The organism is Streptomyces sp. NPDC002602 (assembly GCF_042889445.1).
Classification (GTDB): domain Bacteria; phylum Actinomycetota; class Actinomycetes; order Streptomycetales; family Streptomycetaceae; genus Streptomyces.
Genome location: NZ_JBIAQX010000002.1, coordinates 899,082 through 925,327 on the forward strand (window position 1 = coordinate 899,082; position 26,246 = coordinate 925,327).

A 26,246-nucleotide genomic window follows, 5' to 3' on the forward strand; every position below is an offset into this window, starting at 1 on the left:
CGCATTCGTCTAGACGTGCGCCCGCAGCAGGGAGCGCATGGTCCGCATCGCGACGGACAGGTTCGCCAGGTCGAAGTCGTCCGAACCCCGGATCTCCTCCAGGGTCGTGCGCGCACGCCCGATGATCGCCGCGTTCTTCTCCTCCCACGCCTTGAAGCGCTCCTCGGGAGTCGACTCGCCGTTGCCCACCGCCAACACGTCGGCCGTCAGGGCCGCGTGCGCCGCGAACAGGTCCTCGCGGATGGAGGCGCGGGCCATCGACTGCCAGCGGTCCGACCTCGGCAGTTCGATGATCCGGTCCATGAGCTGGGTGATGTCCAGCCGGTCCGCGAGGTCGTAGTAGACCTCCGCGACGTCCAGCGGGTCGACGCCCGTACGGTCCGCGATCGCGACGATGTCGAGCGTCGGGAAGGCGGACGAGAAGCCGGCCACCTTCGCCGCCAGCTCCTCCGGCACACCCTCGCCGACCAGCTCGTCCATGATCGACCGGTACCACTCCAGGTCCGCGCCGCGCACCAGCTTCGGCAGCTCGCCCCAGACCCGCGCCACCCGCTCGCGGAACAGCTCGATGGTCTCGGTGATCTCCAGCGGCTGCGGCCGGTTGTTCAGCAGCCAACGGGTACCGCGCTCGACCAGGCGCCGCGAGTGCAGCCGCACCCGGGTCTGGACGTCTGCGGCGACCTTGTTGTCGAGGGCCTCGACGTCGTCCCACACCCCGGCCATGCCGAAGATCTCGCGGGCCGACAACTGCGCCCGGACGATCTCCTCCGTGGACGCGCCGGTCTCCTCCCGCAGACGGTGCAGGAAGGTCGTACCACCGGTGTTGACGGTGTCGTTGACCAGGAGCGTGGTGATGATCTCCCGGCGCAGCGCGTGCGCGTCGATCTGCTCCGGGAACTTCGCGAGCAGGGCGCCCGGGAAGTACGCGTGGAGCAGACGGCGCAGGTACGGGTCGTCCGGCAGCCCGGTGGCGATCAGCTCGTCCGCCACCGTGATCTTCGTGTAGGCGAACAGGACGGCCAGCTCCGGCTGGGTCAGCCCCTTGCCGTTGCTCAGCAGCTCGCGGATCTGCCGGTCCGTGGGCAGGAACTCCAGCCCGCGGTTGAGCAGTCCGTCCCGCTCCAGGCGGCGCATGAAGCGCTGCTGGGCGTGGAGCAGGCTGGGCGCCTGGGCGGCGCCGTTGGCCAGGGCGGTGTTCTGCGCGTAGTTGTTGCGCAGCACCAGGCGGCCGACCTCGTCGGTCATCTCGGCCAGCAGCTTGTTGCGCTGCTTGACGGTCATGTCGCCGTCCGCGACGACCGCGTTCAGCAGGATCTTGATGTTCACCTCGTGGTCGGAGGTGTCCACGCCGGCGCTGTTGTCGATGGCGTCGGTGTTGATCCTGCCGCCCTCGCCGCCGGCGCCGGTACGGGCGAACTCGATGCGGCCGAGCTGGGTCAGACCCAGGTTGCCGCCCTCGCCGATGACCTGGGCGCGGACGTCCGAACCGTTGACGCGGATCGCGTCGTTGGCCTTGTCGCCGACGTCGGCGTGCGTCTCGGCGGTCGCCTTGACGTACGTGCCGATGCCGCCGTTCCACAGCAGGTCCACGGGGGCCTGGAGGATGGCCTGCATCAGGTCGGCCGGGGTCATCTTGGTGATGCCCGCCTCGATGCCGAGGGCCGCGCGGACCTGCGCGTTGACCGGGATGGCCTTGGCGGTGCGGGGGTGGATGCCACCGCCCGCGGACAGCAGCTCGGTCTTGTAGTCGGCCCACGAGGAGCGCGGCAGGTCGAACAGGCGCCGGCGCTCGGCGTAGGAGACGGCCGCGTCCGGGTTCGGGTCGATGAAGATGTGCCGGTGGTCGAAGGCGGCGACCAGGCGGATGTGCTCGGAGAGCAGCATCCCGTTGCCGAACACGTCGCCGGACATGTCACCGACGCCGACGACCGTGAAGTCCTGGGTCTGGGTGTCGTGCCCGAGCTCGCGGAAGTGCCGCTTCACGGACTCCCAGGCGCCGCGGGCGGTGATGCCCATGCCCTTGTGGTCGTAGCCGGCCGAGCCGCCCGAGGCGAAGGCGTCGCCCAGCCAGAAGCCGTAGGCCTCGGCGACCCCGTTGGCGATGTCGGAGAAGGTCGCGGTGCCCTTGTCGGCGGCGACGACGAGGTAGGTGTCGTCCTCGTCGTGGCGGACCACGCCCTTCGGAGGCACGACCTCGCCGGCGACCATGTTGTCGGTGATGTCGAGCAGCGCCGAGATGAAGATCTTGTACGAGGCGATGCCCTCGGCGAGCCACGCGTCGCGGTCCACCGACGGGTCGGGCAGGTTCTTGGCGACGAAGCCGCCCTTGGCGCCGACCGGCACGATCACGGTGTTCTTGACCATCTGCGCCTTGACCAGGCCGAGGATCTCCGTACGGAAGTCCTCACGCCGGTCGGACCAGCGCAGGCCGCCTCGGGCGACCTTGCCGAAGCGCAGGTGGACGCCCTCGACGCGCGGGGAGTAGACCCAGATCTCGAACGCCGGGCGGGGCGCCGGCAGGTCCGGGATGGCCTGCGGGTCGAACTTCATCGACACGTAGGCGTGCTGCTCGCCCGCGTCGTTCAACTGGAAGAAGTTCGTGCGCAGCGTCGCCTTGATGAGGGTGAGGAACGACCGCAGGATGCGGTCCTCGTCGAGGGAGGCGACCTGGTCCAGGGCCCCGTCGAGTTCCTCCAGCATCGCGTCGATCAGCTCGGTGCCCGCGGCCTGTCGACCGGGCGACATCCGGGCCTCGAACAGCGAGACCAGCAGCCGGGTGGTGTGGACGTTGTTGCGGAGGGTGTCCTCCATGTAGTCCTGGCTGAAGGGCGAGACGGCCTGACGCAGGTACTTCGCGTACGCGCGCAGCACCACGGCCTGCCGCCAGGTCAGCCCGGCGCTCAGCACCAGGGTGTTGAAGTTGTCGTTCTCCGCCTCGCCCTGCCAGACCGCCGCGAAGGCGTCCTGGAAGCGCTCGCGGGCGTCGTCGCCGAGGTGGGCGTCGCCGTTCCCGGAGCCGACGGGCATCCGCAGGCCGAAGTCGTAGATCCACGCGTTCGTCCGGTCGCTGCACCGCAGCTCGTACGGCCGCTCGTCGGTGACCTCGACGCCGAGGCGCTGGAGGACCGGCAGCACCGCGGACAGGGAGACCTGCTCGCCCTGGCGGTAGATCTTGAAGCGGCGTTCGCCGGGGCCCGCGCCGACGGGCTCGTACAGCGAGAGGTCGAAGTCGCTGTCCCCGGCGGACAGGCGCTCCAGCCGGACCAGGTCGGCGACGGCGGAGCGCGGCGAGTGGTCGGCCTTGTAGCCCTCGGGGAAGGAGCCCCCGTAGCGGCGCAGCAGTTCGGCGGCGCGCTCCTCGCCGGTCTCCGCGATGAGCGCCTCGCCGAAGCCGTCGGCCCAGGAGCGGGCCGCCTCGACCAGGCGGGCCTCGATGCGGTCCACGTCGGCGTCGGTCAGGACGGGCAGTTCCTTGCCCTGCGGGACGCGGACGACGAAGTGGATGCGGGAGAGGATCGACTCGGTGTTCCAGGCGGTGAAGTCGACGCTGGTGCCGTCGAGCTCCTCCTTGAGGATGTCGATCAGGCGCAGCCGGACGCCGGTGGTGTACCGGTCGCGCGGCAGGTAGACGAGCGCGGAGTAGTAGCGCCCGTACTCGTCCTGGCGCAGGTACAGCCGCAGCCGGCGGCGCTCCTGGAGGTACAGGACGGAGGTGACGATGGCCCGGAGCTGGTCGACGGGCGTCTGGAACAGCTCGTCGCGCGGGTAGGTCTCCAGGATCTGGAGCAGGTCGCGTCCGTCGTGGCTGGACGGCGCGAAGCCGGCGGCGTCGAGGACCTCGACGACCTTGCGGCGGATGACGGGGACCCGGCGCACCGACTCGGTGTACGCGGCGGAGGAGAACAGGCCGAGGAAGCGGCGCTCGCCGACGACGTTGCCGTCGGCGTCGAACTTCTTCACGCCGACGTAGTCGAGGTACGAGGGGCGGTGCACGGTGGAGCGGCTGTTGGCCTTGGTGAGGACGAGCAGGCGGTGCTCGCGGGCCTTGGCGCGCGCGTCGGCCGGCAGCCGGTTGAAGGACGGCGAGACGGGGTGGCCGTCCTCCTTGCCGCTGTGCAGCGGGTCGGAGCGCAGGATGCCGAGGCCGGTGCCGGGCACGGCGGAGAGGGAGTCCCCGTCGACCAGGTTGTACTCGCGGTAGCCGAGGAAGGTGAAGTGGTCGTCGGCGAGCCAGCGCAGCAGCTCGCGGGCCTCTTCGAGCTCGTATTCGCGCAGGTCGGGCGCGGTGGGCTCGTTCGGGAGTTCCTCGGCGATGCGCATGGCCGCGTCGCGCATCTTCTCCCAGTCCTCGACGGACTCGCGGACGTCGGACAGGACGCGCAGCAGGTCGGCGGTGATCTGCTTGAGGTCGGCCCGGTCGGTCTCGCGGTCGATCTCGACGTGGATCCAGGACTCGACGAGGGAGTCGTGGGGGCGGTCGGTCTTGGGCCCGTGCGCGTCGCAGTCGGGGCCGAGGATCTCGATCAGCTTGCCGGTGACGTCACGCCGCACGACGACCTGCGGGTGGATCACGACGTGGATGCCGCGTCCCTGGCGGGACAGCTCGTTGGTGACGCTGTCCACGAGGAACGGCATGTCGTCGGTGACCACCTCGACGACCGAGTGGCTGGAGGTCCAGCCGTTCTCCTCGACCGTGGGGGTGTGCACGCGGACGTTCGCGGTGCCCTGGGGGCGCTTCTCCGCGAGCCGGTAGTGCGAGAGCGCCGCGCCGAACACGTCGACCGGGTCCCGGTCGGCGAGGTCCTCCGGCGCGGTGTGCAGGTAGTAGCGCTGGAGGTAGGACAGCGTGGTGCCCCGGTCGGGCCGCTCCCCTTGCTCGGACCCAGACGGAAGTAGCCCCCCGGCCGGGCTGTTCTCAGCTACCCGGGCCGCCCGTGAAAGCAGCTCGGCCTTTGCTTCGTCCAGCTTGGTCTGCATGTCCTCTGGCTCCTGTCGCGCGCCATTGCGTGACGTAGGTGAAGGAAGGAATGACATGGCGGCGGCGCGACGCGGGCCGCGAGGCGGGATGTCCGTTCGGGATCGACGCCATGTCGTCGAGAGAGGCCACCGGAAGCGAATCGGCCAAGATCGGCACGTGGTTCCGGCAGCGGGGATCGGCGAAGGCCCGGGCACGTTCGTGCGCCGGGCGCGTGCCGGGGGCTTCAGTGCCCCCGAGGACTATCGCGCTGATCACGGGTACCAGGCTATCCCCACCCACCCCGTGCTCGTCATGAGCCGCATGTGTACAAATCCGGGGGTGGAACTTTGACACTCTGGACAGCGACGTGCCCGGCCAGACGTGCACGCCGCCGCCCGATACCCGTGTCACGTGCCTATTCGGCCATTTCGCGAGCTGTGGCGACGGCCTCGGCCAGCGTGTCCACGACGGGCACGCCGGCTGATTCGAGGCTGCCGCGACTGTGCGAGCCCCCGGTGTACAGCACGGCCCGCGCACCCACGTGTGCGGCCGCGAGGGCGTCGTCCACGGCGTCTCCGATGAGGACCGTACGGTCGGCCGTCACACCCGCCGCCTCCATGGCGGCCATATGACGTACGAGATGGCTCGCCTTGGTGGTGTGCGAGGGGCCCGTGCGCCCGTCGACGCGGAGGAAGTGCGTGTCGATGCCGTGCGTCCGGACCAGCGGCACCAGCTTGTCGTGGGGCGCGAGGGACAGCAGGGACTGCGTAGACCCGTCACCCTGCCAGCCCCGGAGCAGTTCCAGGGCGCCCTCGGCGAGCCCGGCGGTCTCGGCGGAGGACCAGTAGTGTCGGTGGAAGGTCTCGTCCATGACGAGCCACTCCGCCTCGGTGGGCATCCTGCCCATCATTCGCTCGTAGAACTTCGGAACCGGTACCACGTACAGCTCGCGGTACGTCTCCAGGGTGATCGGCGCGAAGCCGAACTCCGCGAAGGAGGCGTTGGTCGCGAGGATGACGGCGTCGATGTCGTGGAGCAGCGTCCCGTTCCAGTCCCACACGATGTGCGGGCCACGGCGCGCCGCCGGACTCACATCGGTCACGTCGGTCACCGCGCTCGCATCCGTCACTTCGATGGCTTCCGTCAGTTCTATGGCGTCCGTCACTTCAGCAACCCCGGGATCTCCTGCACCCCGAACCACAGCAGCTCGTGGTCCTCGGCGCCGTCCACCAGGGACAGCGCGGCGTCGTCGCCCGCGTCGGCCGCCTCGACGGCCCCGACGGCGGCCGTGACGTCCTCCAACGCGTCATCGGCGTCCACGTGCACGGCCGCGGCCACGGAGAGCCGTACGGAGCTCCCCAGCGACACCTGCCCGAGGGCGGCCTCGTCGTTCCCGGGCGCGACGGTGGCGGCCCGGTCGTCGACGTCGAACGCCACGACGACCCGCCTGCGCGGCGCGTCCGCGTCGGCGGCGATCATCCGCAGGGAGGCGAGGGCGGCGCGGCCGAGGGCCGCGTACTCCAGCTCCTCGATGTCGTCGGACACGTACCACTCGCGCAGGCCGGGGGTGACCGCGTAGGCGCGCAGCGGAGCGGGACCCAGCTCGCCCGCCTTGTGCACCTCGGCGAGCCCGGGGACGGTCAGGGGGACGTACACGCGCATGGCCGGCTGCTTTCGGTAGTCGGGAACGCCCTCAGGATACGACCGGACCGCCCGTTCACCGATGCCCCCTCACAACGGGTGTTCCCGGCGGTCGCGCCACCACCTCCGGTGACGGCGGCGGTCCCCCTTCGGGGTGGCGGGGGCGGCGCGCGACGCGTCCACCCGGTGCCCGCGGAAGGCCCGGAGGCGGGGCGGCGGCCCCGGGTCCCCCACCCGGATAGGTGAAGCCGGCCGGGGTCCGGGGCGAGCGCCCGGACCCGTTGCGGAGCGTGTTCGGCGGCCCGTACAAGTGACCCGACCAAGTTACCGCCCGGTACCGCAGGTGCCGGGCCCACACTCCCCGGGGACGACCACCATGACCAGGACGAGGACCACCACCCGCCCTCCCGGCCGCCACGACCAGCGCCACCCCGGGCGCCCCCGCACCGCGCGGGGCCCGCACGACTGGTTCGCCGAACGCCTCCTGGCGGTCCTCAGCGGCCGTCGCCCCGTCCACTCGCTGCTGGGCCACACCGTCGGCCCCGCGTACGAGCAGCTCGTCACCCTGGCCCCCGCGGGCCCCCTCCGCGACCGGCTCCTCCCGGTCCTGCGCCACTGCGGCCGCTTCCACCCCGGCCCGGGGGTCATCGAGGCCTTCGCCCGCATCGCCACGGGCGACCGCGTCTCGGCCATGGCCTTCCGCCTGGAGCAGGGCCCGGACCTCCGCTGGCGCTGCGCGGCGATCGAAATCCAGGGCCCCCGCCCCTGACCCCGGACACCCGACCAATCCCAGCCCCGGACCCGGCCAACCCCAGCCCCGCCGGCGTTCGAGGCGCGGGGTCCCGCCCCGGACACCACACCCCGGCCAATCCCAGCCTCGCCGGCGTTTGAGGCGCGGGGTCCGGGGCGGAGCCCCGAAAGCCCGGCGCAGCCGGGGCCGCCCCGCGCAACGGCCCCGCACGGCCCCGCACGACGCCCGGCCCCGGCCCTGGCCCCGGCCCTGGCCCCGACACAACACCGCCGGGGCCGGACACCCGTACAACGGTGTCCGACCCCGGCAAGGTCACTCATCCCGACGGGCCGCCGGGCCAACCGGCGGCCACGGCCCCGGCGGGGCTACTTCTTGCGCCGCCGACCGCCGGCGGCCTTCTGCGCCTTGCGCCGCTCCGCCCGCGTCATGCCGTCACCGTCACCGCCGCCCTCGCTCTCGAAGTCGCCCTCGACGACCCCGCCCTCCCCGTCCACCGACGGGGCGGAGAAGTGCAGCCGGTCCGGCCGCTGCGGCGCGTCCAGGCCCTTGGCCCGGATCTCCGGCTTGGCCAGGGACGGGCCGGCGTCCTGCACGGGAAGCTCCTCGACCTGCTGCTCGACCTGGACCTCCAGGTTGAACAGGTAGCCGACGGACTCTTCCTTGATGCCTTCCTGCATGGCGTTGAACATGTCGAAGCCCTCGCGCTGGTACTCGACCAGCGGGTCCTTCTGGGCCATCGCGCGCAGGCCGATGCCCTCCTGCAGGTAGTCCATCTCGTACAGGTGCTCACGCCACTTGCGGTCCAGGACGGACAGCACCACGCGCCGCTCCAGCTCGCGCATGATGTCGGAGCCGAGCGTCTTCTCGCGCGTCTCGTACTGCTCGTGGATGTCGTCCTTGACGGACTCGGCGATGAACTCGGCGGTGATGCCGGCGCGGTCGCCGGCGGCCTCCTCCAGCTCCTCGACGGTGACCTTCACCGGGTAGAGCTGCCGGAAGGCGCCCCACAGACGGTCCAGGTCCCATTCCTCGGCGAAGCCCTCGACCGTCTCGGCCGCGATGTACGCGTCGATGGTGTCGTCCATCATGAAGCGCACCTGCTCCTGCAGGTCCTCGCCCTCGAGGACGCGGCGGCGCTCGCTGTAGATGACCTCGCGCTGGCTGTTGAGGACCTCGTCGTACTTCAGGACGTTCTTGCGCGTCTCGAAGTTCTGGGTCTCGACCTGCGACTGGGCCGACGCGATGGCGCGCGTCACCATCTTGTTCTCGATCGGGACGTCGTCCGGCACGTTGGCCATCGCCATGACCCGCTCGACCATCTGCGCCTTGAACAGGCGCATCAGGTCGTCGCCCAGCGACAGGTAGAAACGGGACTCGCCCGGGTCGCCCTGACGACCGGAACGACCGCGCAACTGGTTGTCGATGCGGCGCGACTCGTGCCGCTCGGTGCCCAGCACGTACAGCCCGCCGAGGTCCTTGACCTCCTCGAACTCGGCCTTCACGGCCGCCTCCGCGCGGGTCAGCGCCTCGGGCAGGGCGTGCGCCCACTCCTCGATGTGCTCCTCCGGGTCGAGCCCGCGCTGGCGCAGCTCGGCCTCGGCGAGGTCGTCCGGGTTGCCGCCGAGCTTGATGTCGGTACCGCGACCGGCCATGTTCGTGGCGACGGTGACGGCGCCGCGGCGACCGGCCTGCGCGACGATCGAGGCCTCGCGCTCGTGCTGCTTGGCGTTGAGCACCTCGTGCGGGATGCCGCGCTTGGAGAGCTGCTGCGAGAGGTACTCGGACTTCTCGACCGACGTCGTGCCGACGAGGATCGGCTGGCCCTTCTCGTGCTTCTCCGCGATGTCGTCGACGACGGCGGCGAACTTCGCGACCTCGGTGCGGTAGATCAGGTCCGCCTGGTCCTTGCGGACCATGTCGCGGTTGGTCGGGATCGGGACGACACCGAGCTTGTAGATCTGGTGGAACTCGGCGGCCTCGGTCATGGCCGTACCGGTCATGCCCGACAGCTTCGAGTAGAGGCGGAAGAAGTTCTGCAGGGTGATCGTGGCGAGGGTCTGGTTCTCGTCCTTGATGTCCACCCCTTCCTTCGCCTCGATCGCCTGGTGCATGCCCTCGTTGTAGCGGCGACCGGCGAGGATGCGGCCGGTGTGCTCGTCGACGATCATGACTTCGCCGTCGATGACGACGTAGTCCTTGTCGTTCTTGAAGAGTTCCTTGGCCTTGATGGCGTTGTTCAGGTAGCCGACGAGCGGGGTGTTCACCGACTCGTAGAGGTTCTCGATGCCGAGCCAGTCCTCGACCTTCGCGACACCGGCCTCGTGGATGGCGACGGTGCGCTTCTTCTCGTCGACCTCGTAGTCGCCGGTCTCCTCGATGCCCTTGAGGGGCTGACCGGCCTCGCCCTTGGTGAGGCGGGTGACGAGCTTCGCGAAGTCGGCGTACCACTTCGTCGCCTGGTCGGCCGGGCCGGAGATGATCAGCGGCGTACGAGCCTCGTCGACCAGGATCGAGTCGACCTCGTCGACCACGGCGAAGTTGTGGCCGCGCTGGACCAGCTCGTCCTGCGACCACGCCATGTTGTCGCGCAGGTAGTCGAAGCCGAACTCGTTGTTCGTGCCGTAGGTGATGTCGCAGTTGTACTGCTCGCGGCGCTGGGCCGGCGACATGTTCGCCAGGATGCAGCCGACGTCGAGGCCGAGGAACTTGTGCACCCGGCCCATGAGCTCCGAGTCGCGCTCGGCGAGGTAGTCGTTCACCGTGATCAGGTGGACGCCCTTGCCGGACAGCGCGTTCAGGTACGCGGGGAGGGTGCCGACCAGGGTCTTGCCCTCACCGGTCTTCATCTCGGCGACGTAGCCGAGGTGCAGCGCCGCGCCGCCCATGATCTGGACGTCGTAGTGCCGCTGACCGAGGACGCGCTTGGCGGCCTCGCGCGTGGTCGCGAAGGCCTCGGGCAGCAGGTCGTCCAGGCTCTCGCCGTCCTGGTACCGCTGCTTGTACTCGTCCGTGAGGGCCCGCAACTCGGCGTCGGAGAGGTTGACGAAGTCCTCTTCGATGGAGTTGACCTGGTCCGCGATGCGGTGCAGTTTGCGCAGGATCTTGCCTTCGCCTGCACGCATGAGCTTGTTGAAGACGGACACCGAGGTTTGTCTCCTTGCCGGTCGGGCCTGGCACTGGTTCGTGCGCGGGCACGGAGGGTGGGCCCCACCGCAACGGCCATCGTAAGCGAGGACACGGTCGCGTCGGGAGGTCCGCACTATCCGTGGGGCACGGGTGCCCGGAATGAGAACGTACGGGGGGCACCGAAGGTGCCGGTGTCGACGAAAACTGTTGGCCGGGTGACCGCGCCCGTACCAGAATCCGTTCATGGAGCCCACGACACTGACCACCGCGCGTCTGCACCTGCGCCCCTTCGTCCCCGCCGACGCCGACGAGGTCTTCGCGGCCGCCCAGGACCCCGACGTCCAGCGGTGGACCCTCGTCCCCTCGCCCTACGAGCGGGTGCACGCCCACACCTTCGTGGGCGAGATCTCCCCGACGGGCTGGCGCGAGGGCAGCGGGTACAGCTTCGCCGTGCGCCTCGGCGCGGACGGCCCGCTCGTCGCGGCCATCGGCGTCCACGTGCGCGTGGTGGACGGCGAGAACGGCTATGAGATCGGTTTCTGGGCGACCAAGGAGCACCGCGGCAACGGCTACATGACCGAGGCCCTGGGCGCCGTCGCCCGCTGGGCCTTCACCGATCTGGGTGCGCCCCGCCTGGAATGGCGGGCCGAGGTCGGCAACGCGGGATCGCGCGCCGTCGCCGAGAAGGCCGGCTTCCGCTTCGAGGGCCTCCTGCGCGCCGGCCTGGTCAAGGGCGGCACCGCACGGGACTGCTGGATCGGCGCCCTGCTCCCCGGGGACCTCGGCCTGCCGTCGCCGCTCGCCTACCTCCCGTCGCCCTCGGCGTGACGACCCGCGGTGCGGGGGCCCCGTGGTGCGGGGGCGGCGGGGCCGCGGGGCCGTGATGTCAGAGGCACCCCCTAGGGTGCGGGCATGACGACCGTGCCGCCGCCGACCGTGTCCCTTTCCGCCGACGAGGCCCGCCGGATCGCGCTGCGCGCGCAGGGTTTCCTGGGCGCGCCCGACCGCCGGGGCGGTGTCCGGGGCGTCCTGCGCCACCTGGGCGCGGTGCAACTGGACACGATCTCCGTCCTGGCGCGCTCGCACGAACTGATTCCGTACGCGCGCCTGGGCGCGGTCGGCCGGCCCGCCGTCGAGGCGGCGTACTGGTCGGACCGGCACGCCTTCGAGTACTGGTCGCACGCCGCCTGCATCCTGCCGATCGAGGAGTGGCCGCACTTCGCGTTCCGCCGTCGCGCCCGGCGGGCGCGCGGCCACCGCTGGCACGTCCTGCAGGACAAGGAGCGCTCGACCAAGGCGGTCTTGGACCGGCTCCGGGCCGAGGGCCCGCTGACCTCCACCGAGTTGGGCGGCGCCAAGAGCGGCGGCGAGTGGTTCGAGTGGTCCGAGACCAAGATCGCGGTGGAGTGGCTGCTCGACACGGGCGAGGTGGTCTGCGCCGAGCGTCGTGGCTGGAAACGCGTGTACGACCTGCCCGAGCGGGCCGTCCCGGACGCCCTGCTCCACGACGATCTGGACGACCACGAGTGCCTGCGCCGGCTGGTGGCCCTGGCCGGTCGGTCGCTGGGCGTCGGGACCCGCGCGGACATCGCGGACTACCACCGGCTCGGGGGAGCCCAGTTCGACGCGGTGGTCGAGGAGTCGGGTCTGGTCCCGGTGGAGGTGGCGGGCTGGTCCAAGCCGGCCTGGGCCGACCCGGCCGCGCTGGCGGCGCCGCCCCGGGGCCGGCACCGCACGACGCTGCTCTCGCCGTTCGACTCCCTGGTCTGGGACCGGCCGCGCACCGAGCGGATCTTCGGGTTCACGCACCGCCTGGAGGCGTACGTGCCCAAACCCAAGCGGATACACGGGTACTTCGCCATGCCGCTGCTGACCGGCGGGCAGCTCCGCGGCCGGGTGGACCCCGCCCGGGAGGGCGGCACCCTGGTGGCCCGGCAACTCTCCCTGACCGACCTCGGCTCCGCCCGCCCCATGGCCGAGGCGCTGCGCGAGGCGGCCTCCTGGGTCGGCTGCGACTCGGTGCGCGTCGAGCGCGCGGGCACCGCGGCCGAGGCGGCGGCCGTCACGGCGGAACTGGCAGCCCTGTAGGCCGCGCCCGCGGAGGGCCCGGCCACAGCACTAGCGAATCTCCAGGATCTTCTCTCGCATCGCGTACACCACGGCCTCCATCCTGGAGTGCAGTTGCAGCTTCTCCAGGATGTTCCTCACGTGGTTCTTCACGGTGTTCTCCGAGATGAACAGTTCCTTCGCGATGTCGCGGTTGTTCATCCCGGTGGCGACCAGCTTCAGGACCTCCAGCTCCCGGTCCGTCAGCCTCGGCGCCGGCACGAGCCGCCGCTCGTCCGTCCGCTGGATCATCGACTTGAACTCGGTCAGCAGCTTCGACGCCATCGAAGGGCTGATCTGCGACTGGCCGTCCGCCACGGCCCGGATGGCCGTGGCCACTTCGTCCGTGGAGATCTCCTTGAGGAGGTATCCCGTGGCGCCCGCCTTGATCGCGTCATAGAGGTCGGCCTCCTCGTCGCTGATCGTCAGCATGATGATCTTCGCGGAAGGGGCGACCTCCTTGATCGACGTGCACGCCTCGATCCCGCCGCGCCGGGGCATCCGCACGTCCATCAGCACGATGTCCGGCAGCAGGTCGGCGGCCTTGTCCACCGCCTCCGCGCCGTCACCGGCCTCGCCGACGACCTGGATGTCCTCCTCCTGCGCGAGGACGATCTCCAGCCCGCGCCGGAAGAGCGCGTGGTCGTCGACCACGAGCACCCGAATGGGTTCCCGGGCCGCGTCACCGGATTCACCGGAACCGGCTACTCCGTCACCGCGAGCCCCCCGCTCCGCCTCACGACAGCCCGCGCCGTCGTCACCGCGCACCGGCCCGAAGCTGTCCGCCATCGTTCCTCCCCCTGCATGTGCTGAGCCGCCGGTCCAACCCGACGGGGTCGGCCGCCGCTTGACTGCTCGCCATGATTCCATGCCCGCGGCACCGGGAGGGGGCCCGACGAGGACCCGGCCGGCTCATACGAGCCGTACGGGTGCCCCCGCGGGACGCCCGCCGGCGTCCCACGAGGGCAAAGGTCGATTGCTCAGCCGCCGAGCGATCCGCCCGCGCCGCCGCGCGGCTCCTCCGCGCTGGAGGCACCGTCCGGGTTGACGTGGATGACGCCGTAGTCGTAGGCGTGGCGCCGGTAGACGACGCTGGGCAGCTTGGTCTCGGAGTCGACGAACAGATAGAAGTCGTGACCCACCAGCTCCATCTCGTACAGAGCCTGGTCCAGCGACATGGGCGAGGCCGAGTGGGTCTTCTCCCTGACGATCAGCGGGCCTTCACCCAGCACGTCGAGGGGTCCGACCTTGGTGGTCGTCACTCCGTCGGTCGCCTCGTCCGTGACGAGTTCGCCGTTGCCGTCGAGCTGCGCGACGCCCGGCACGACGTCGGCGACCTCGGCCGCGGAGAGCCGGCCGTTGCCGCGGCGGGTGTACCGCTTGTCGTGCTGCTTGCGCAGCCGGGCCTCCAGCTTGTCCTGAGCCAGGTCCAGCGCCGCGTACGCGTCGGCGGCTGCGGCTTCCGCCCGAATGACGGGGCCCCGCGAGTGCAGGGTGATCTCCACGCGGTCGGAACGGTCGGCCTGCCGCGGGTTGTGCTCCTTGGACACCTCGACGTCCAAGCTGATCACCTTGGCGTCGAGCTTCTGGATCCGCTCGGGATTCAGCTTCTCTGCCACGTGCTTGCGGAACCGCTCGGGCACTTCGGTCTTGCGGCCCTTGACGACGATGTCCACGCAGAACTCCGTTCCCGGATAGCTCCGCCACCAGGGGCGAAGCGTCTCCCTTTCGCACCAGACCCCGGTGTTCACCGGAGCCTCGGACTTGGCGACTTTCACCTCCTCCTCCCCCATCGGCAAGATCTACATCCCACCGACTTCGGAGTAGAGGGACACCCTCTGACCGAAGATCCCAAAAGATCCCTGAAAACGGGCGGACTGGTGCTCCGATGGCATGGGGCCCAAGGATCGCCAGTTCCTCACAACCGAACATATCCCTCAATGCCGGTTGTCGGCACCCGCTACCGGAACCTACCTCCGTTCAGGTGGTGCTTCCCTCTTACTACCTGCAACGATGCGCCTTCCCCGGCAGTTCCTGAACTATTCGCAAGTTTTTCGTCCCGGACGAGTTGTCGACCGAATCCGAACGGAAGACTCCGCCGGTACGAACGAGTCCGCGGGAGCAGCCACCACCGCGGCGCCCGCCACCCGCAGACCGCCTGCCCGCAGCGCCCGGGCCGCCTCCGCGAGCGTCGCCCCGGTCGTGATCAGGTCGTCCACCACCACGATCCGCGCCCCGCTCGCCGACCGCACCCCGGCCGGACCCGCCACGAGGGCGCCGGCGAGGTTCTCCCGGCGTTCCCGCGCCCCGAGGTCCGCCTGGTCCGCCACCCGCCGGCGCAGCCCCAGTACGGGCACCACGCGCGCGGGAACCCCCTTCCCGCGCAGACCCACCGACGCCGCCAGCGCGATCCTGCGCGCGGGGTCGTGCCCGCGCGCCCGCGTCCGGTGCCGCGCGGAGGGCACGGGCACCAGGGCCACCCCCGCCGACAGCGCCGCCGCCCCACCGCCGGCCCCGCCCGACAGCGACAGCACGGCGGCCGCGAGGGCGGCCCCGAGCGGGCCGGCCAGGGGCAGCGCTCCCCGCTCCTTGTGGGCCAGTACGACCTCACGGACGGCGTCGGCGTACACCGCGCCCGCGTGCACCCCGGGCAGTCCCGGGGGCGCCGGCGACGGCCGCACACGGCCCGCCCCGGCCCCGCCGAACGCCTCCAGACAGTCCGGGCACACCAAGAAGCGCGCGGTCCCGCAGCCGGCGCAGTCCACCGGCAGGACCAGCCCGGACAGCTCCCGCCACCACTCCCGCACCCGAGGTCCCCGCACGGCACGACCCTGCCGGCGCGGCCCGGCCGCCCGCCACCCCTGTGGACGACCACCGCCCGCACCGAACGAGGGACCACCGGAACCGGAAGGAATCAGCCGGGGATCAGCGGGATCGGCGGGATCAGCCCGGATAGACCGGGGCCCGGCCTCCGGCCGCCACCGTGCGCCACTGCGCACCCGGCGGCAGCCACACGATGCCGTCCTCGTCGGAGGAGGCCACCACGGGCTGCGCCTCGTCCTCGTACGCCCCGATGCCGGTCAGGCCGGCCGCTCCGGGCAGGCTCGCCGCCACCATCGACCCGTCGGCGAGCATGTAGCGGGCCTGCGTGATCCCGCCGTTCTCCTTGCCCACGACCAGCAGCCTGCCGCGCGGCGCCCAGCTCATCGCCATCACGTCCGCCATCTGCGGAGCCGCCGGGCGCAGTTCGCGCACCGACACGGGCGAGACGTCGCCCTTGCGCTCGGGCCGCTCGATCCGACCGACGTACAGGTTCTTGCGGTCGCCGCCCTTCTGGACGAGCAGCGCGATCCGCACACCGTCCGGGGAGGCCTTCAGCCCGGTGATCTTCCCGTCGTCCAGGCCCGCGACATCCACCTTCTGCGGGGTGCCGGTACCGCCGGGCACCCGCCACAGCCCCTGGTTCTGCGGATCGAGGTCCGCGATCCACAGGTCACCGTGCGCGTCCCAACTGGGCGCGGACAGCTTGCCCTTGCTGCTCAGCAGTGCCTGCGGCATCGGGCCGGCGGTCGTCATGTTGACCACGTACAGCCCGCGCCCGTCCTCGGAGACGACCGCGGCCCGCTTCTCGTCGTAGGTGACGGCGGCGGAGCCGACCTTGAACGTGGCCGCGCCGGCCAGCGGACCGGGCACCAACTCGGGCTTCTCCTGCGGCTGTTGCTCCTCCGCGGCCACGTTGAGCGACATCCGGACGAGCCGGAGGTCCTTGTCCACGTAGTACTGGTGGACCTGGCTCGGCACCCGGTTGGCCAGCGGCGCGGCGGAGGCGCGCGTCACCCAGCACAGCGTGGTCTTGCCGTCGGCGCGCTGGAGTTCGACCCGGTCCAGTCGGGAGGCCGTCAAATCCTTGATGGTGTACAGGAGTTGGGTCGCCATCTTCTGGCACTGCGACTGCGGCACGTGCGCGGCCTTGTTGTCGAGCTTGAGCGGCACGCGCAGCGTGTTCTGACCGTCCAGGGACAGGGACTTGGTGCCCGGGGCCAGTTCCGTCCCGGTCAGGAAGCTGGTGGTGACGACCGGTCCCAGCCACTTGGACGGACCGGCGAGCAACGACTGCACGGTCTGGGTGGTCGGGTCCATCCGCGAGTCGGGATCGCTGCGCTGACGCACGTACACCGGGTCGTTGACCAGCGTCCCGTCGCCGAAGTAGTACTTGTTGACGGGCTTGTAGATGCGTTGGAAGTCGGACTCGCTGAGCACGAGGGTGCTGGGCGGCGTCGCGATCCGCCACTGGTCCTTGAACTTGACCAACTGGAGGTACTCCTCGTACCGGCCGCCGCCGGTCTCCGGCTGGTAGGCGCTGCGCTCGTCCACGGTCGCCAGCTTCTTGCCGGTGACCTTCCAGCGGTGCCCCTCGGATTCCTTGTCGCCCTGGACGGGGAACCGGTCGAGGCCTGCGGAGAGCACGGTGACGGTCGAGCCGGGCTTCCAGTTCTTCGCCGCGTCGTCGGTGAGGTACTTGCGGGCGGTCTCCAGTTGCGGATCGTCGCTGGTCATCGCCTCCAGGAAACCGTCGACGATGTCGGTCGGGCTGGCCTTGTCGGCCGGCGGCACACCGAAGACCCGCACCTGGGAGTCGACGCCCTGCGAGGCCCGCACCTCGCGGACCTCGCCCCGGTCGGGCATGGAGGCACAGCCGGCCAGCAGCAGCCCGACCGCGCCGACGGCGACGCCGGCCCGTGCGGTGCCCCGCCGCGGCGCCCGTACGCCCGCGGGCTCGCGCTCAGCGTCCACCGGATCCATCCTCCTGGGTTGCCTGGTCGGCCGGCCGGGCGACGACGCGCGCTCCGCTGCCGGGCAGCGCCGTGGGGTCCGCGGGCACCGGTACGGCTCCGGCGACGGCCGAGCGCGGCGGTATCGCGGAACGCTCGGCGATGGAGGTGCCCGGACCCCCCTGCCGCCGTCCGTCGCCGTTGCCGCGGGCGTCGCCCCGGCCGGCGGCCTCGGCGGCGGCCCTGGCCCGGTTGGACCGCGAGTCCTCCGGCTCCAGCGGGATCGGGGATCCGCGCAGCGGTTCGTCGGCGGTCCTGGGCAGGGTGAGGCGGAATTGCGAGCCGCCGCCGGGCTCGCCCCAGGCCTGGAGCCAGCCGCCGTGCAGTCGGGCGTCCTCGACGGCGATGGACAGGCCGAGGCCGGTCCCGCCGGTGGTGCGGGCGCGGGCCGGGTCGGCCCGCCAGAAGCGGTTGAACACGCGGGTGGCCTCGCCCGGCTTGAGTCCGACCCCGTAGTCCCGTACGGCGACGGCGACGGCCCCGCCCGCGGACGCGAGCCGCACCACCACGTCACGGCCCTCGCCGTGCTCCACGGCGTTGACGACGAGGTTGCGCAGCACCCGCTCGACGCGCCGCGAGTCGGCTTCGGCTATGACGGGCTGGGTGTCGCCGAGGACGCGGATGCGGCTGCCCTTGTGCTCGGCGAGGGGTTCGGCGCCGTCGATGACCCGGCGGACGACCTCCCGCAGGTCGATGGGTTCCGCCTCCAGCGCGGCGGCGCCCGCGTCGAACCGGCTGATCTCCAGCAGGTCGGCGAGCAGCGACTCGAACCGGTCGAGCTGTCCGGCGAGGAGCTCGGCGGAGCGCGCGGTGACGGGGTCGAAGTCGACGCGCGCGTCGTGGATGACGTCGGCGGCCATGCGCACGGTCGTGAGCGGGGTCCGCAGCTCGTGCGAGACGTCCGAGACGAACCGGCGCTGCATCCGCGAGAGGTCCTCCAACTGCTGGATCTTGGTGTGGAGGTTCTGGGCCATCTTGTTGAAGGCCTCGCCCAGTCGGGCGATGTCGTCCTCGCCGGTGACCTTCATGCGTTCCTGGAGCCGCCCGGCGGAGAGCCGCTCCGCGATCCCGGCGGCCATCCGCACGGGGTTGACGACCTGGCGCACGACGAGCCAGGCGATGGCCCCGAGCAGCACGACGACGAACACCCCGGCGGTGGCGATCGTGACCTTGATCAGGTTGAGGGACTCCTCTTCCTGGGTCAGCGGGAAGAGGTAGTACAGGTCGTACGGGGCCCCGTTGATGTCGGTCAGGCGTTTGCCGATGACCAGCGCGGGTTCCGGCGCCTTCTCCTCGGCGCCGGCGGTGTAGCGGATCTGGGAGAACGTCTTGAACGTGCCGGTGGCGTGGTTGACGGCCCGCCGCAGCGAGGCCGGGACGCTGGCCGTCGGGTCGACGTTGCCGGAGGCGCGGGCGCCCTTGACCCCCTGGGCTCCCGGCCCGGGGCCGCTCTCCTCACCGGTGCCGGCGCCGAGCGCGGCGACCTCGAAGGCGGTCTGGCCACCACTGGCCAGCTGCTTGACGAGGGAGTTCATCCAGGTGCTGGCGTCCCGCCCGACCTTGTTGTCGTTGGCGTCGGGCCCGTCCGCCGCGAACGGCGTGTTGGCCTTCTCCTGTGCGACCGCGAAGCCTCCCGCGGCCTGGCTCTGGGCGGCCTCCTCCTTGGCCTCGAGGAGCCCCCTGCTGACCTGGGCGATGACGACGACGCCGAGGGCGAGGACCACGGCGAGCGACATCAGCAGGGTGGCCGCGACCACCCGTAGCTGGATGTTGCGCCGCCAGATCCGGACAGCCGGAAGCAGCGGCCGTCGTGCGAGGTGCACGAACAGCCGCAGCACAGGGCCGCCGGGTGCTCCGTCCCGGAGCAGCCGGCCGCCCCGCAGGACCCCCCTGCGGGAGCCTCCCCGGGGCATGCCGGCCTTCATGTCAGCTCGGCCCGGCCTTGTATCCGACACCGCGCACCGTCACGACGATCTCGGGCCGCTCGGGGTCCTTCTCGACCTTGGAGCGCAGTCGCTGTACGTGCACGTTGACCAACCGGGTGTCCGCGGCGTGCCGGTATCCCCAGACCTGCTCCAGCAGCACCTCACGGGTGAACACCTGCCAGGGCTTGCGCGCGAGGGCGACCAGCAGGTCGAACTCGAGCGGGGTCAGGGCGATGGACGCACCGTCGCGCTTGACCGAGTGGCCGGCCACGTCGATGACCAGGTCACCGATGGTCAGCTGCTCGGGCGCGGGCTCCTCCGACCGGCGCAGGCGGGCTCGGATGCGGGCCACCAGCTCCTTCGGCTTGAACGGCTTGACGATGTAGTCGTCGGCCCCGGATTCCAGGCCCACCACCACATCGACCGTGTCGCTCTTGGCCGTGAGCATGACGATCGGCACTCCCGACTCCGCCCGGATCAGCCTGCAGACCTCTATGCCGTCCCGTCCGGGCAGCATGAGGTCGAGCAGGACCAGATCCGGCTTCGCCTCCCGAAAGGCAGCCAGCGCCTTGTCACCGTCAGCTACGAACGACGGCTCAAAACCTTCTCCACGCAGCACAATGCCGAGCATCTCGGCCAGCGCGGTGTCGTCGTCGACGACAAGGACTCGTCCCTTCATGCTTGACATCATCCCATTAGCTAATCGTTACCTGGCGGTGAGCTGTCCCACAGCCAAAAGGGCTGGAAATCGCCCCTCGGACCTGCGTGGTGATCAGGGCGACCAGTCTGCCCCGGATCCGAGCGACAATTGAAGGCGCGAGCGGCTCGGATTCCGGGGGAGGGCCGGTCCGCCCGACGTTCCCACGTGGCACGATGGCAGCCAAACCAGCGCCCCCGCCGCAGCAGACGCACGTGAAGGAGCGACATGAACGACTCTCCGGGCTGGGCAACGCCCGGATCCTCCCCTTCCGACGACCGCAGCGGCCAGGGGAGCCAGGGCTCCGGCAGCGAGGGCGCCGGCGGCACACAGCCGCCCGCAGGGCCCTCCGACGACCCCCGCTGGTCCGCCGCCCAGCCGCCGCCCGGCCAGTGGTCGAGCCCCGGCACCGACGAACCGGCCCCCGCACAGGCCCCGCGGCCGCAGCAGGGCCCCGGCTGGGGATCCCCCGGCCAGCCGCCCGGCGCCCCGGGCGGCCCCTCGTACGGATCCCCCTACGGCGGCCAGTACGGAGCCCAGTACGGCCCGTACGGCCACCCGGGAGCACCCTGGGGCCCGCCACCTGCGGCCAAGCCCGGTGTCATCCCGCTGCGCCCCCTGGGCCTCGGCGAGATCCTCGACGGCGCCGTCAGCACCATGCGCAGCCACTGGCGCTCGGTCCTGCCGATCACCCTGTTCGTGGCCGTGATCGTCCAGGTCTTCGGCGTGCTCGTGCAGAAGTACGTCATGGAGGACGTGGAGACCTACCCGCGCGGTTCGACGATCGACCCGTCCGCCGGTGACATCGTCGGATACATCGCGCTGACGGGCGCCACCTACCTCGTCCAGATCCTCGGCACGATCCTGGCCACCGCCATGCTCACGATGATCTTCAGTCGGGCGATCCTCGGCCAACCCTCCAGCGTCGCCACCGCCTGGCGCGAATCCCGTTCGCAACTGCCGCGCCTGATCGGACTCACCCTGCTGGTGGGCCTCGCGCTGACCGTGGCCGTCGGCGTACTGGTCGTACCCGCGATCCTCCTCGAAAGCCTCGCCCTCGCGGCCCTGACCCTGCTCGTGGTGGCTCCGGCCGTCGTGTGGCTGGGCGTCGCCCTCAGCCTGGCCTCCCCCGCACTGATGCTGGAGAAGAGCACCCTCTCCAAGTCCATCGCCCGCTCCTGGAAGCTGGTCAAGGGCTCCTGGTGGCGCGTCTTCGGCATCACCCTGCTGACCGCCGTCATCGCCGCGATCATCACGGGGATCATCTACTACCCGCTCTCGATGATCGGCATCTTCGGCTTCGGCAACGGCCTCGACAGCGTGGTGGACGGCTCGGCCTCCTACTCCTGGGGCTTCCTGATCTTCGGCGGCGTCGCCCTGATCATCGCGCAGACGATCACCATGCCGATCCAGGCCGGCGTCACCGTCCTGCTCTACGTCGACCAGCGCATCCGCCGCGAGGCCCTCGACCTGGACCTCGCCCGGGCGGCGGGAGTCGACACCGCCACCGACCCGCACCCGGGCGCCGCCCCGGGCCACGGGGGCTGACGGACCGATGAGCACGGGGGGACTCATCACCATCGGCGCCGCGGCCCTGCTGCCCGCCGCCGAGACGCCACCGCTGACGACACCGCGCGACGCCGCCCGCGAGGCCGCGGAACGCGAGCTGTCCAAGGCGGCCTACCACCGCGACGACCCGGGCCTGATCCAGCGCGCCTTCGACAAGTTCTGGGAGTGGCTGGGCGACTTCCTCGACTCCGCCTCCGGGGCGACCCCCGGAGGCGGAGTCGGCCTGCTCGCCGTCCTCGTCCTGATCGTCCTGGCCGTCGCCGCCCTGTGGTGGCGCCTCGGTTCCCCCCGCCGCACCGCGGCCGGACCGGGGCTCCTCTTCGACGACGGCCTCCGCAGCGCCGCCGACCACCGCGCGACCGCCGACGCCCACGCCGCCGCGGGCCGTTGGACCGAAGCCGTCCAGGAACGCATGCGGGCCGTCGTCCGCTCCCTGGAGGAACGCACCCTCCTCGACCCGCGCCCCGGCCGCACCGCCGACGAGGCGGCCACCGAGGCCGCCGTCTCCCTGCCCGAGCACGCGGCCGACCTCCGCGCGGCGGCCCGTGCCTTCGACGACGTCACCTACGGCGGCCGCACCGGCGATCCCGACACCCACGACCGCCTGCGCACCCTCGACCTCACCCTGGAACGCGCCAAGCCGCTCCTGACGGGACCCACGGCATGACCGGCACCACCGCCCCGAACCCGACCGGCGCCCCCAACCCCGCCAAGGACCCCGCCACCGACGTTCCCCGCACCCCCTCGGGCGGCGCGGCCGGCGGCGGCGCCCTGTGGTGGGTCCGCGCCCGCGGCTTCCTGATCGCCATCGGTCTCCTGCTCGTCGGCGCCGTCACCCTGGCCGCCCTCCAGTCCGAGGAACGCCACGGCTACCTCGACCCCCGCTCGGCCGACCCGTACGGCAGCCGCGCCGTGGCCGAACTCCTCAAGGAACGCGGCGTCACCACCCGCGTCGTGACCACCGTCGCCGAGGCCGCCGCCGCGGCCGGCCCCGACACCACCCTCCTGGTCACCGACCCGGACGTGCTCGGCGACACCCCGCGCGGCACCCTGCGCTCCGCCATGGACCTCTCCGGAGGCCGCACGGTCCTGCTCGGCGCCGGCGACCGCAGCCTCGCCGACCTGGCCCCCGGAGTACGCACCGCCTCGTACGCCGGCGAGGAGAACCTCGACCCCGGCTGCTCCCTGCCGGCCGCCGTGTCCGCGGGGCGCGCCGCCACCGGCGACAGCCTCCGCTACACCACCGACCTCCCGGGTGCGGTCGCCTGTTACCCCAGCGACGGCCACCCCACCCTCGTCGTCCTCCCCGGCACCACCAAGGGCGGCGACACCGTCCTTCTCGGCTCCGAGTCGATCCTGCTCAACCGGGAACTCGCCGAGCAGGGCAACGCCTCCCTGGCCCTGCAACTCCTCGGCTCCCGACCGGAACTCGTCTGGTACCTGCCCGGTCTCGCCGACCAGAGCGGCGACAGCGAGCCCTCCGCCGAGGAGAAGTCCCTCTTCGACCTCATCCCGGCCGGCTGGGGCTGGGCCCTGCTCCAACTCTTCGTGGCCGCCGTGCTCGCCGCCCTCTGGCGCGCCCGTCGACTCGGCCCCCTCGTCACCGAGAAGCTGCCCGTCGCCGTCCGCGCCTCCGAGGCAACCGAGGGCCGCGCCCGCCTCTACCGCCTGTCCGGAGCCCGCGACCGCGCCGCCACGGTGCTGCGCGCCGCCTCCCGCGAACGCCTCGCCGCACTGGTCGGCGTACCGGCCGTACAGGCCCACGAACCCGCCGCCCTGGTCCCGGCCGTGTCCGCCCGCCTCTCCGCGGACGGCGCCCACGACCTGACCACCCTTCTCTTCGGCACCACACCCGCCGACGACGCGGCACTCGTCGCGCTCGCCGACCACCTCGACGCCCTCGAAAGAGAGGTCCGCTCCTCATGACGGCCACCACGGACAGCGCCCGTTCCTCACTGGAAGCGCTCCGCACCGAGATCGGAAAGGCCGTGGTCGGCCAGGACTCCGCCGTCACCGGTCTCGTCGTCGCGCTCCTGTGCCGGGGCCACGTCCTCCTCGAAGGCGTCCCCGGCGTCGCGAAGACCCTCCTGGTCCGCGCCCTCGCCGCTTCCCTCGAACTCGACACCAAGCGGGTCCAGTTCACCCCCGACCTGATGCCCAGTGACGTCACGGGCTCGCTGGTCTACGACGCCCGCACCGCCGAGTTCTCGTTCCAGAACGGCCCGGTCTTCACGAACCTCCTCCTCGCGGACGAGATCAACCGCACGCCCCCGAAGACCCAGTCGTCCCTCCTCGAAGCGATGGAGGAACGCCAGGTCACCGTCGACGGCGTACCCCGCAAGCTGCCCGAGCCGTTCCTCGTCGCCGCGACGATGAACCCGGTCGAGTACGAGGGCACGTACCCCCTCCCGGAAGCCCAACTGGACCGCTTCCTGCTCAAGTTGACCGTCCCGCTGCCCTCCCGCGAGGACGAGATCGGCGTCCTGACCCGGCACGCCGCCGGCTTCAACCCGCGCGACCTGCACGCCGCCGGCCTGCGCGCCGTCGCCGGCCCCGCGGAACTCGAAACCGCCCGCAAGGCCGTCGAGACAACCACCGTCTCCCCGGAGATCGCCGCGTACGTCGTCGACATCTGCCGCGCCACCCGCGAATCGCCGTCGCTGACCCTCGGCGTCTCCCCGCGCGGCGCGACCGCCCTGCTGGCCACCGCCCGCGCCTGGGCCTGGCTGGTGGGCCGTGACTACGTGACGCCCGACGACGTGAAGGCCCTCGCCCTGCCCACGCTCCGCCACCGCGTCCAACTGCGCCCGGAGGCCGAGATGGAAGGCGTCACGGCCGACGCCGTCATCACCGCGATCCTGTCCCACGTCCCCGTACCGCGCTGATGGCCCTCACCGGACGCGCCGCCCTGCTCGCGGCACTCGGCAGCATCCCCGTCGGCATCCTCGAACCGAGCTGGACGGGCATGCTGGCGGTCAACGGCCCCTTGGCCCTGGCCTGCGCGGTCGACTACGCCCTCGCGGTACCCGTCCGCACGCTCGGCCTGACCCGCTCCGGCGACACTTCGGTCCGCCTCGGCGAACACGCCGACGTCCACCTCACCATCACCAACCCGGGCGCCCGCAAGCTCCGCGCCCGGGTCCGCGACGCCTGGCCCCCGAGCAGTTGGCGCCCGGGTACGGAGAGCGCCGCGTCCCGCCACACCGTGTCGATCCCGCCGGGCGAACGGCGTCGGCTGACCACCCGTCTGTTCCCCACCCGCCGCGGCGACCGCCGGGCCGACCGCGTCACCATCCGGTCCTACGGTCCCCTGGGTCTCCTGGCCCGCCAGGGCACCCACACCGTCCCGTGGACGGTCCGGGTCCTGCCCCCGTTCGCCAGCCGCAAGCACCTCCCGTCCCGGCTGGCCCGCCTGCGCGAACTGGACGGCCGTACCAGCGTCCTCACGCGCGGCGAGGGCACCGAGTTCGACAGCCTCCGCGACTACGTCCCGGGCGACGACACCCGAAGCATCGACTGGCGGGCCACCGCCCGCCAGAACAAGGTCGCCGTCCGTACGTGGCGCCCCGAGCGCGACCGGCACATCCTGATCTGCGTGGACACCGGCCGCACGGCGGCGGGCCGTGTCGGCGACGCCCCCCGCCTGGACTCCGCGTTGGACGCGGCGCTCCTCCTCACCGCCCTGGCCGTACGCGCCGGCGACCGCGTGGATCTACTGGCCCACGACCGCCGGCCGCGCGTCCAGGTACAGGGCCGCTCGGCCGCCGACACCCTGCCCGCCTTCGTCAACGCCATGGCGACCCTGGAGGCGGAGCTCGTCGAGACCGACGCGCGCTCCCTGGTGTCCACGGTCCTGCGCGGCGCCCCGCGCCGTTCCCTGGTGGTCCTGTTGACCACGCTGGACGCCGCCCCGATCGAAGAGGGTCTCCTGCCCCTGCTGCCGCAACTGACCCAACGCCACACCGTCGTGCTCGCATCGGTCGCCGATCCCCGGGTGGCGGAGATGACCACGGCCCGCGGCAGCATCGACGCCGTGTACGAGGCCGCTGCCGGCACCCAGACCCGTTCTCAACGCGAGCGCACGGCGGACCAGTTGACCCGCCACGGTGTCCACGTCGTCGACGCCGCCCCGGACAGCCTCGCGCCGGCCCTCGCCGACGCCTACCTCGCCCTCAAGGCCGCCGGCCGCCTGTAGGCCCCCACGGGCCCCACAGGGGCTTGCGGGACCGCACGATCGACGCCGGTGGTGAACCCGCCGGGCGTCGGACCGCGCCGACCCTCCCCACCGGCCCGGCCGGTGGAACTGCCGGCCCGTCCCCGGCGGGCCCGGCCGCGTTCCGATGTGGTCGTGGTCGGCCACTCCACCGGCGGCATGTGTTCCTGCTGTCCGTACCGGGACTCGCCATACACGCCTGGCCGGCGCGGCTCCCTCGCCGCGTACGCGCCCAGTCATCCACGCCCCGAGGGGAGGATGTCCAGACCGCTGAAAAGGGTCTGGAACGCAGAAAAGCCCCGCACCCAGAGGGTGCGGGGCTTTCCCACAATGATTGTTCGGCGGCGTCCTACTCTCCCACAGGGTCCCCCCTGCAGTACCATCGGCGCTGAAAGGCTTAGCTTCCGGGTTCGGAATGTAAACCGGGCG

The 26,246-nt window shown here is 71.7% G+C and carries 18 protein-coding genes and 1 rRNA gene; 8 read left to right on the forward strand and 11 right to left on the reverse strand.

What is annotated here, in order from left to right:
- Positions 1 to 9 precede the first annotated feature (9 nt).
- The 3 genes from ACFYW3_RS09425 to ACFYW3_RS09435 all read right to left on the reverse strand — a co-directional run bounded on the left by ACFYW3_RS09425 (position 10) and on the right by ACFYW3_RS09435 (position 6,619).
- Positions 10 to 4,977, reverse strand: coding sequence for an NAD-glutamate dehydrogenase (locus tag ACFYW3_RS09425; protein WP_351754068.1), 4,968 nt, complete (start codon positions 4,975 to 4,977; stop codon positions 10 to 12).
- 395 nt (positions 4,978 to 5,372) lie between these two features.
- Positions 5,373 to 6,050, reverse strand: a complete 678-nt coding sequence (locus ACFYW3_RS09430; RefSeq protein ID WP_389385989.1) for an HAD family hydrolase — start codon at positions 6,048 to 6,050, stop codon at positions 5,373 to 5,375.
- 68 nt (positions 6,051 to 6,118) lie between these two features.
- Positions 6,119 to 6,619 carry a DUF6912 family protein gene (locus tag ACFYW3_RS09435; RefSeq protein WP_389385957.1) on the reverse strand — a complete coding sequence of 167 codons (501 nt, stop codon included), beginning with the start codon at positions 6,617 to 6,619 and terminating at the stop codon, positions 6,119 to 6,121.
- A gap of 355 nt (positions 6,620 to 6,974) precedes the next feature.
- Here ACFYW3_RS09435 and ACFYW3_RS09440 point away from each other — a divergent pair, with 355 nt between their 5' ends.
- The gene (locus tag ACFYW3_RS09440) at positions 6,975 to 7,367 is read left to right on the forward strand and encodes an Rv3235 family protein (RefSeq protein WP_053679423.1); all 393 of its coding nucleotides are present in this window, start codon (positions 6,975 to 6,977) and stop codon (positions 7,365 to 7,367) included.
- Between the two features lie 347 nt (positions 7,368 to 7,714).
- Here the strand turns inward: ACFYW3_RS09440 and secA are convergent, their stop codons facing one another.
- The gene (gene secA, locus ACFYW3_RS09445) at positions 7,715 to 10,492 is read right to left on the reverse strand and encodes a preprotein translocase subunit SecA (protein WP_351754073.1); all 2,778 of its coding nucleotides are present in this window, start codon (positions 10,490 to 10,492) and stop codon (positions 7,715 to 7,717) included.
- A 226-nt stretch (positions 10,493 to 10,718) separates the two neighbouring features.
- On the opposite strand from secA, the gene ACFYW3_RS09450 reads away from it, so the two are divergent.
- The gene (locus ACFYW3_RS09450; RefSeq protein WP_351754075.1) at positions 10,719 to 11,303 is read left to right on the forward strand and encodes a GNAT family N-acetyltransferase; all 585 of its coding nucleotides are present in this window, start codon (positions 10,719 to 10,721) and stop codon (positions 11,301 to 11,303) included.
- An 84-nt stretch (positions 11,304 to 11,387) separates the two neighbouring features.
- On the forward strand, positions 11,388 to 12,563 hold the full coding sequence (locus tag ACFYW3_RS09455) for a winged helix-turn-helix domain-containing protein (RefSeq protein WP_389385958.1): 1,176 nt from the start codon (positions 11,388 to 11,390) through the stop codon (positions 12,561 to 12,563).
- Positions 12,564 to 12,593: 30 nt separating this feature from the next.
- Here the strand turns inward: ACFYW3_RS09455 and ACFYW3_RS09460 are convergent, their stop codons facing one another.
- The 6 genes from ACFYW3_RS09460 to mtrA form a co-directional block, all read right to left on the reverse strand.
- The gene (locus ACFYW3_RS09460) at positions 12,594 to 13,370 is read right to left on the reverse strand and encodes a response regulator transcription factor (protein ID WP_351377177.1); all 777 of its coding nucleotides are present in this window, start codon (positions 13,368 to 13,370) and stop codon (positions 12,594 to 12,596) included.
- Between the two features lie 191 nt (positions 13,371 to 13,561).
- On the reverse strand, positions 13,562 to 14,257 hold the full coding sequence (hpf, locus tag ACFYW3_RS09465; RefSeq protein ID WP_389385990.1) for a ribosome hibernation-promoting factor, HPF/YfiA family: 696 nt from the start codon (positions 14,255 to 14,257) through the stop codon (positions 13,562 to 13,564).
- Between the two features lie 363 nt (positions 14,258 to 14,620).
- Entirely contained in the window at positions 14,621 to 15,403 is a 783-nt protein-coding gene (locus ACFYW3_RS09470) for a ComF family protein (protein ID WP_389385959.1), read from the reverse strand.
- Between the two features lie 121 nt (positions 15,404 to 15,524).
- Complete coding sequence (locus tag ACFYW3_RS09475) at positions 15,525 to 17,375, reverse strand: LpqB family beta-propeller domain-containing protein (protein ID WP_351754085.1); 1,851 nt, start codon at positions 17,373 to 17,375, stop codon at positions 15,525 to 15,527.
- Positions 17,365 to 19,326, reverse strand: a complete 1,962-nt coding sequence (gene mtrB / locus ACFYW3_RS09480) for an MtrAB system histidine kinase MtrB (RefSeq protein WP_351754088.1) — start codon at positions 19,324 to 19,326, stop codon at positions 17,365 to 17,367. Before mtrB ends, ACFYW3_RS09475 begins: the two co-directional genes overlap by 11 nt.
- A 13-nt stretch (positions 19,327 to 19,339) precedes the next feature.
- Entirely contained in the window at positions 19,340 to 20,029 is a 690-nt protein-coding gene (gene mtrA, locus ACFYW3_RS09485; RefSeq protein WP_200904315.1) for a two-component system response regulator MtrA, read from the reverse strand.
- A gap of 234 nt (positions 20,030 to 20,263) precedes the next feature.
- Here mtrA and ACFYW3_RS09490 point away from each other — a divergent pair, with 234 nt between their 5' ends.
- From ACFYW3_RS09490 to ACFYW3_RS09510, 5 genes are read left to right on the forward strand one after another with little or no spacing between them, the layout of a single operon-like run.
- Positions 20,264 to 21,583 (forward strand): glycerophosphoryl diester phosphodiesterase membrane domain-containing protein, encoded by a 1,320-nt coding sequence (locus tag ACFYW3_RS09490; protein ID WP_389385960.1) that lies wholly within the window; start codon positions 20,264 to 20,266, stop codon positions 21,581 to 21,583.
- A gap of 7 nt (positions 21,584 to 21,590) precedes the next feature.
- On the forward strand, positions 21,591 to 22,271 hold the full coding sequence (locus ACFYW3_RS09495) for a DUF4129 domain-containing protein (RefSeq protein WP_351754093.1): 681 nt from the start codon (positions 21,591 to 21,593) through the stop codon (positions 22,269 to 22,271).
- Complete coding sequence (locus ACFYW3_RS09500) at positions 22,268 to 23,530, forward strand: DUF4350 domain-containing protein (protein ID WP_351754096.1); 1,263 nt, start codon at positions 22,268 to 22,270, stop codon at positions 23,528 to 23,530. Before ACFYW3_RS09495 ends, ACFYW3_RS09500 begins: the two co-directional genes overlap by 4 nt.
- Complete coding sequence (locus tag ACFYW3_RS09505) at positions 23,527 to 24,489, forward strand: MoxR family ATPase (protein WP_267803436.1); 963 nt, start codon at positions 23,527 to 23,529, stop codon at positions 24,487 to 24,489. The genes ACFYW3_RS09500 and ACFYW3_RS09505 overlap by 4 nt, the downstream gene beginning before the upstream one ends.
- Positions 24,489 to 25,799 carry a DUF58 domain-containing protein gene (locus ACFYW3_RS09510; protein WP_389385961.1) on the forward strand — a complete coding sequence of 437 codons (1,311 nt, stop codon included), beginning with the start codon at positions 24,489 to 24,491 and terminating at the stop codon, positions 25,797 to 25,799. Before ACFYW3_RS09505 ends, ACFYW3_RS09510 begins: the two co-directional genes overlap by 1 nt.
- Before the next feature lie 354 nt (positions 25,800 to 26,153).
- Here the strand turns inward: ACFYW3_RS09510 and rrf are convergent.
- Positions 26,154 to 26,246 (reverse strand): 5S ribosomal RNA (gene rrf / locus ACFYW3_RS09515); the annotation flags it as partial.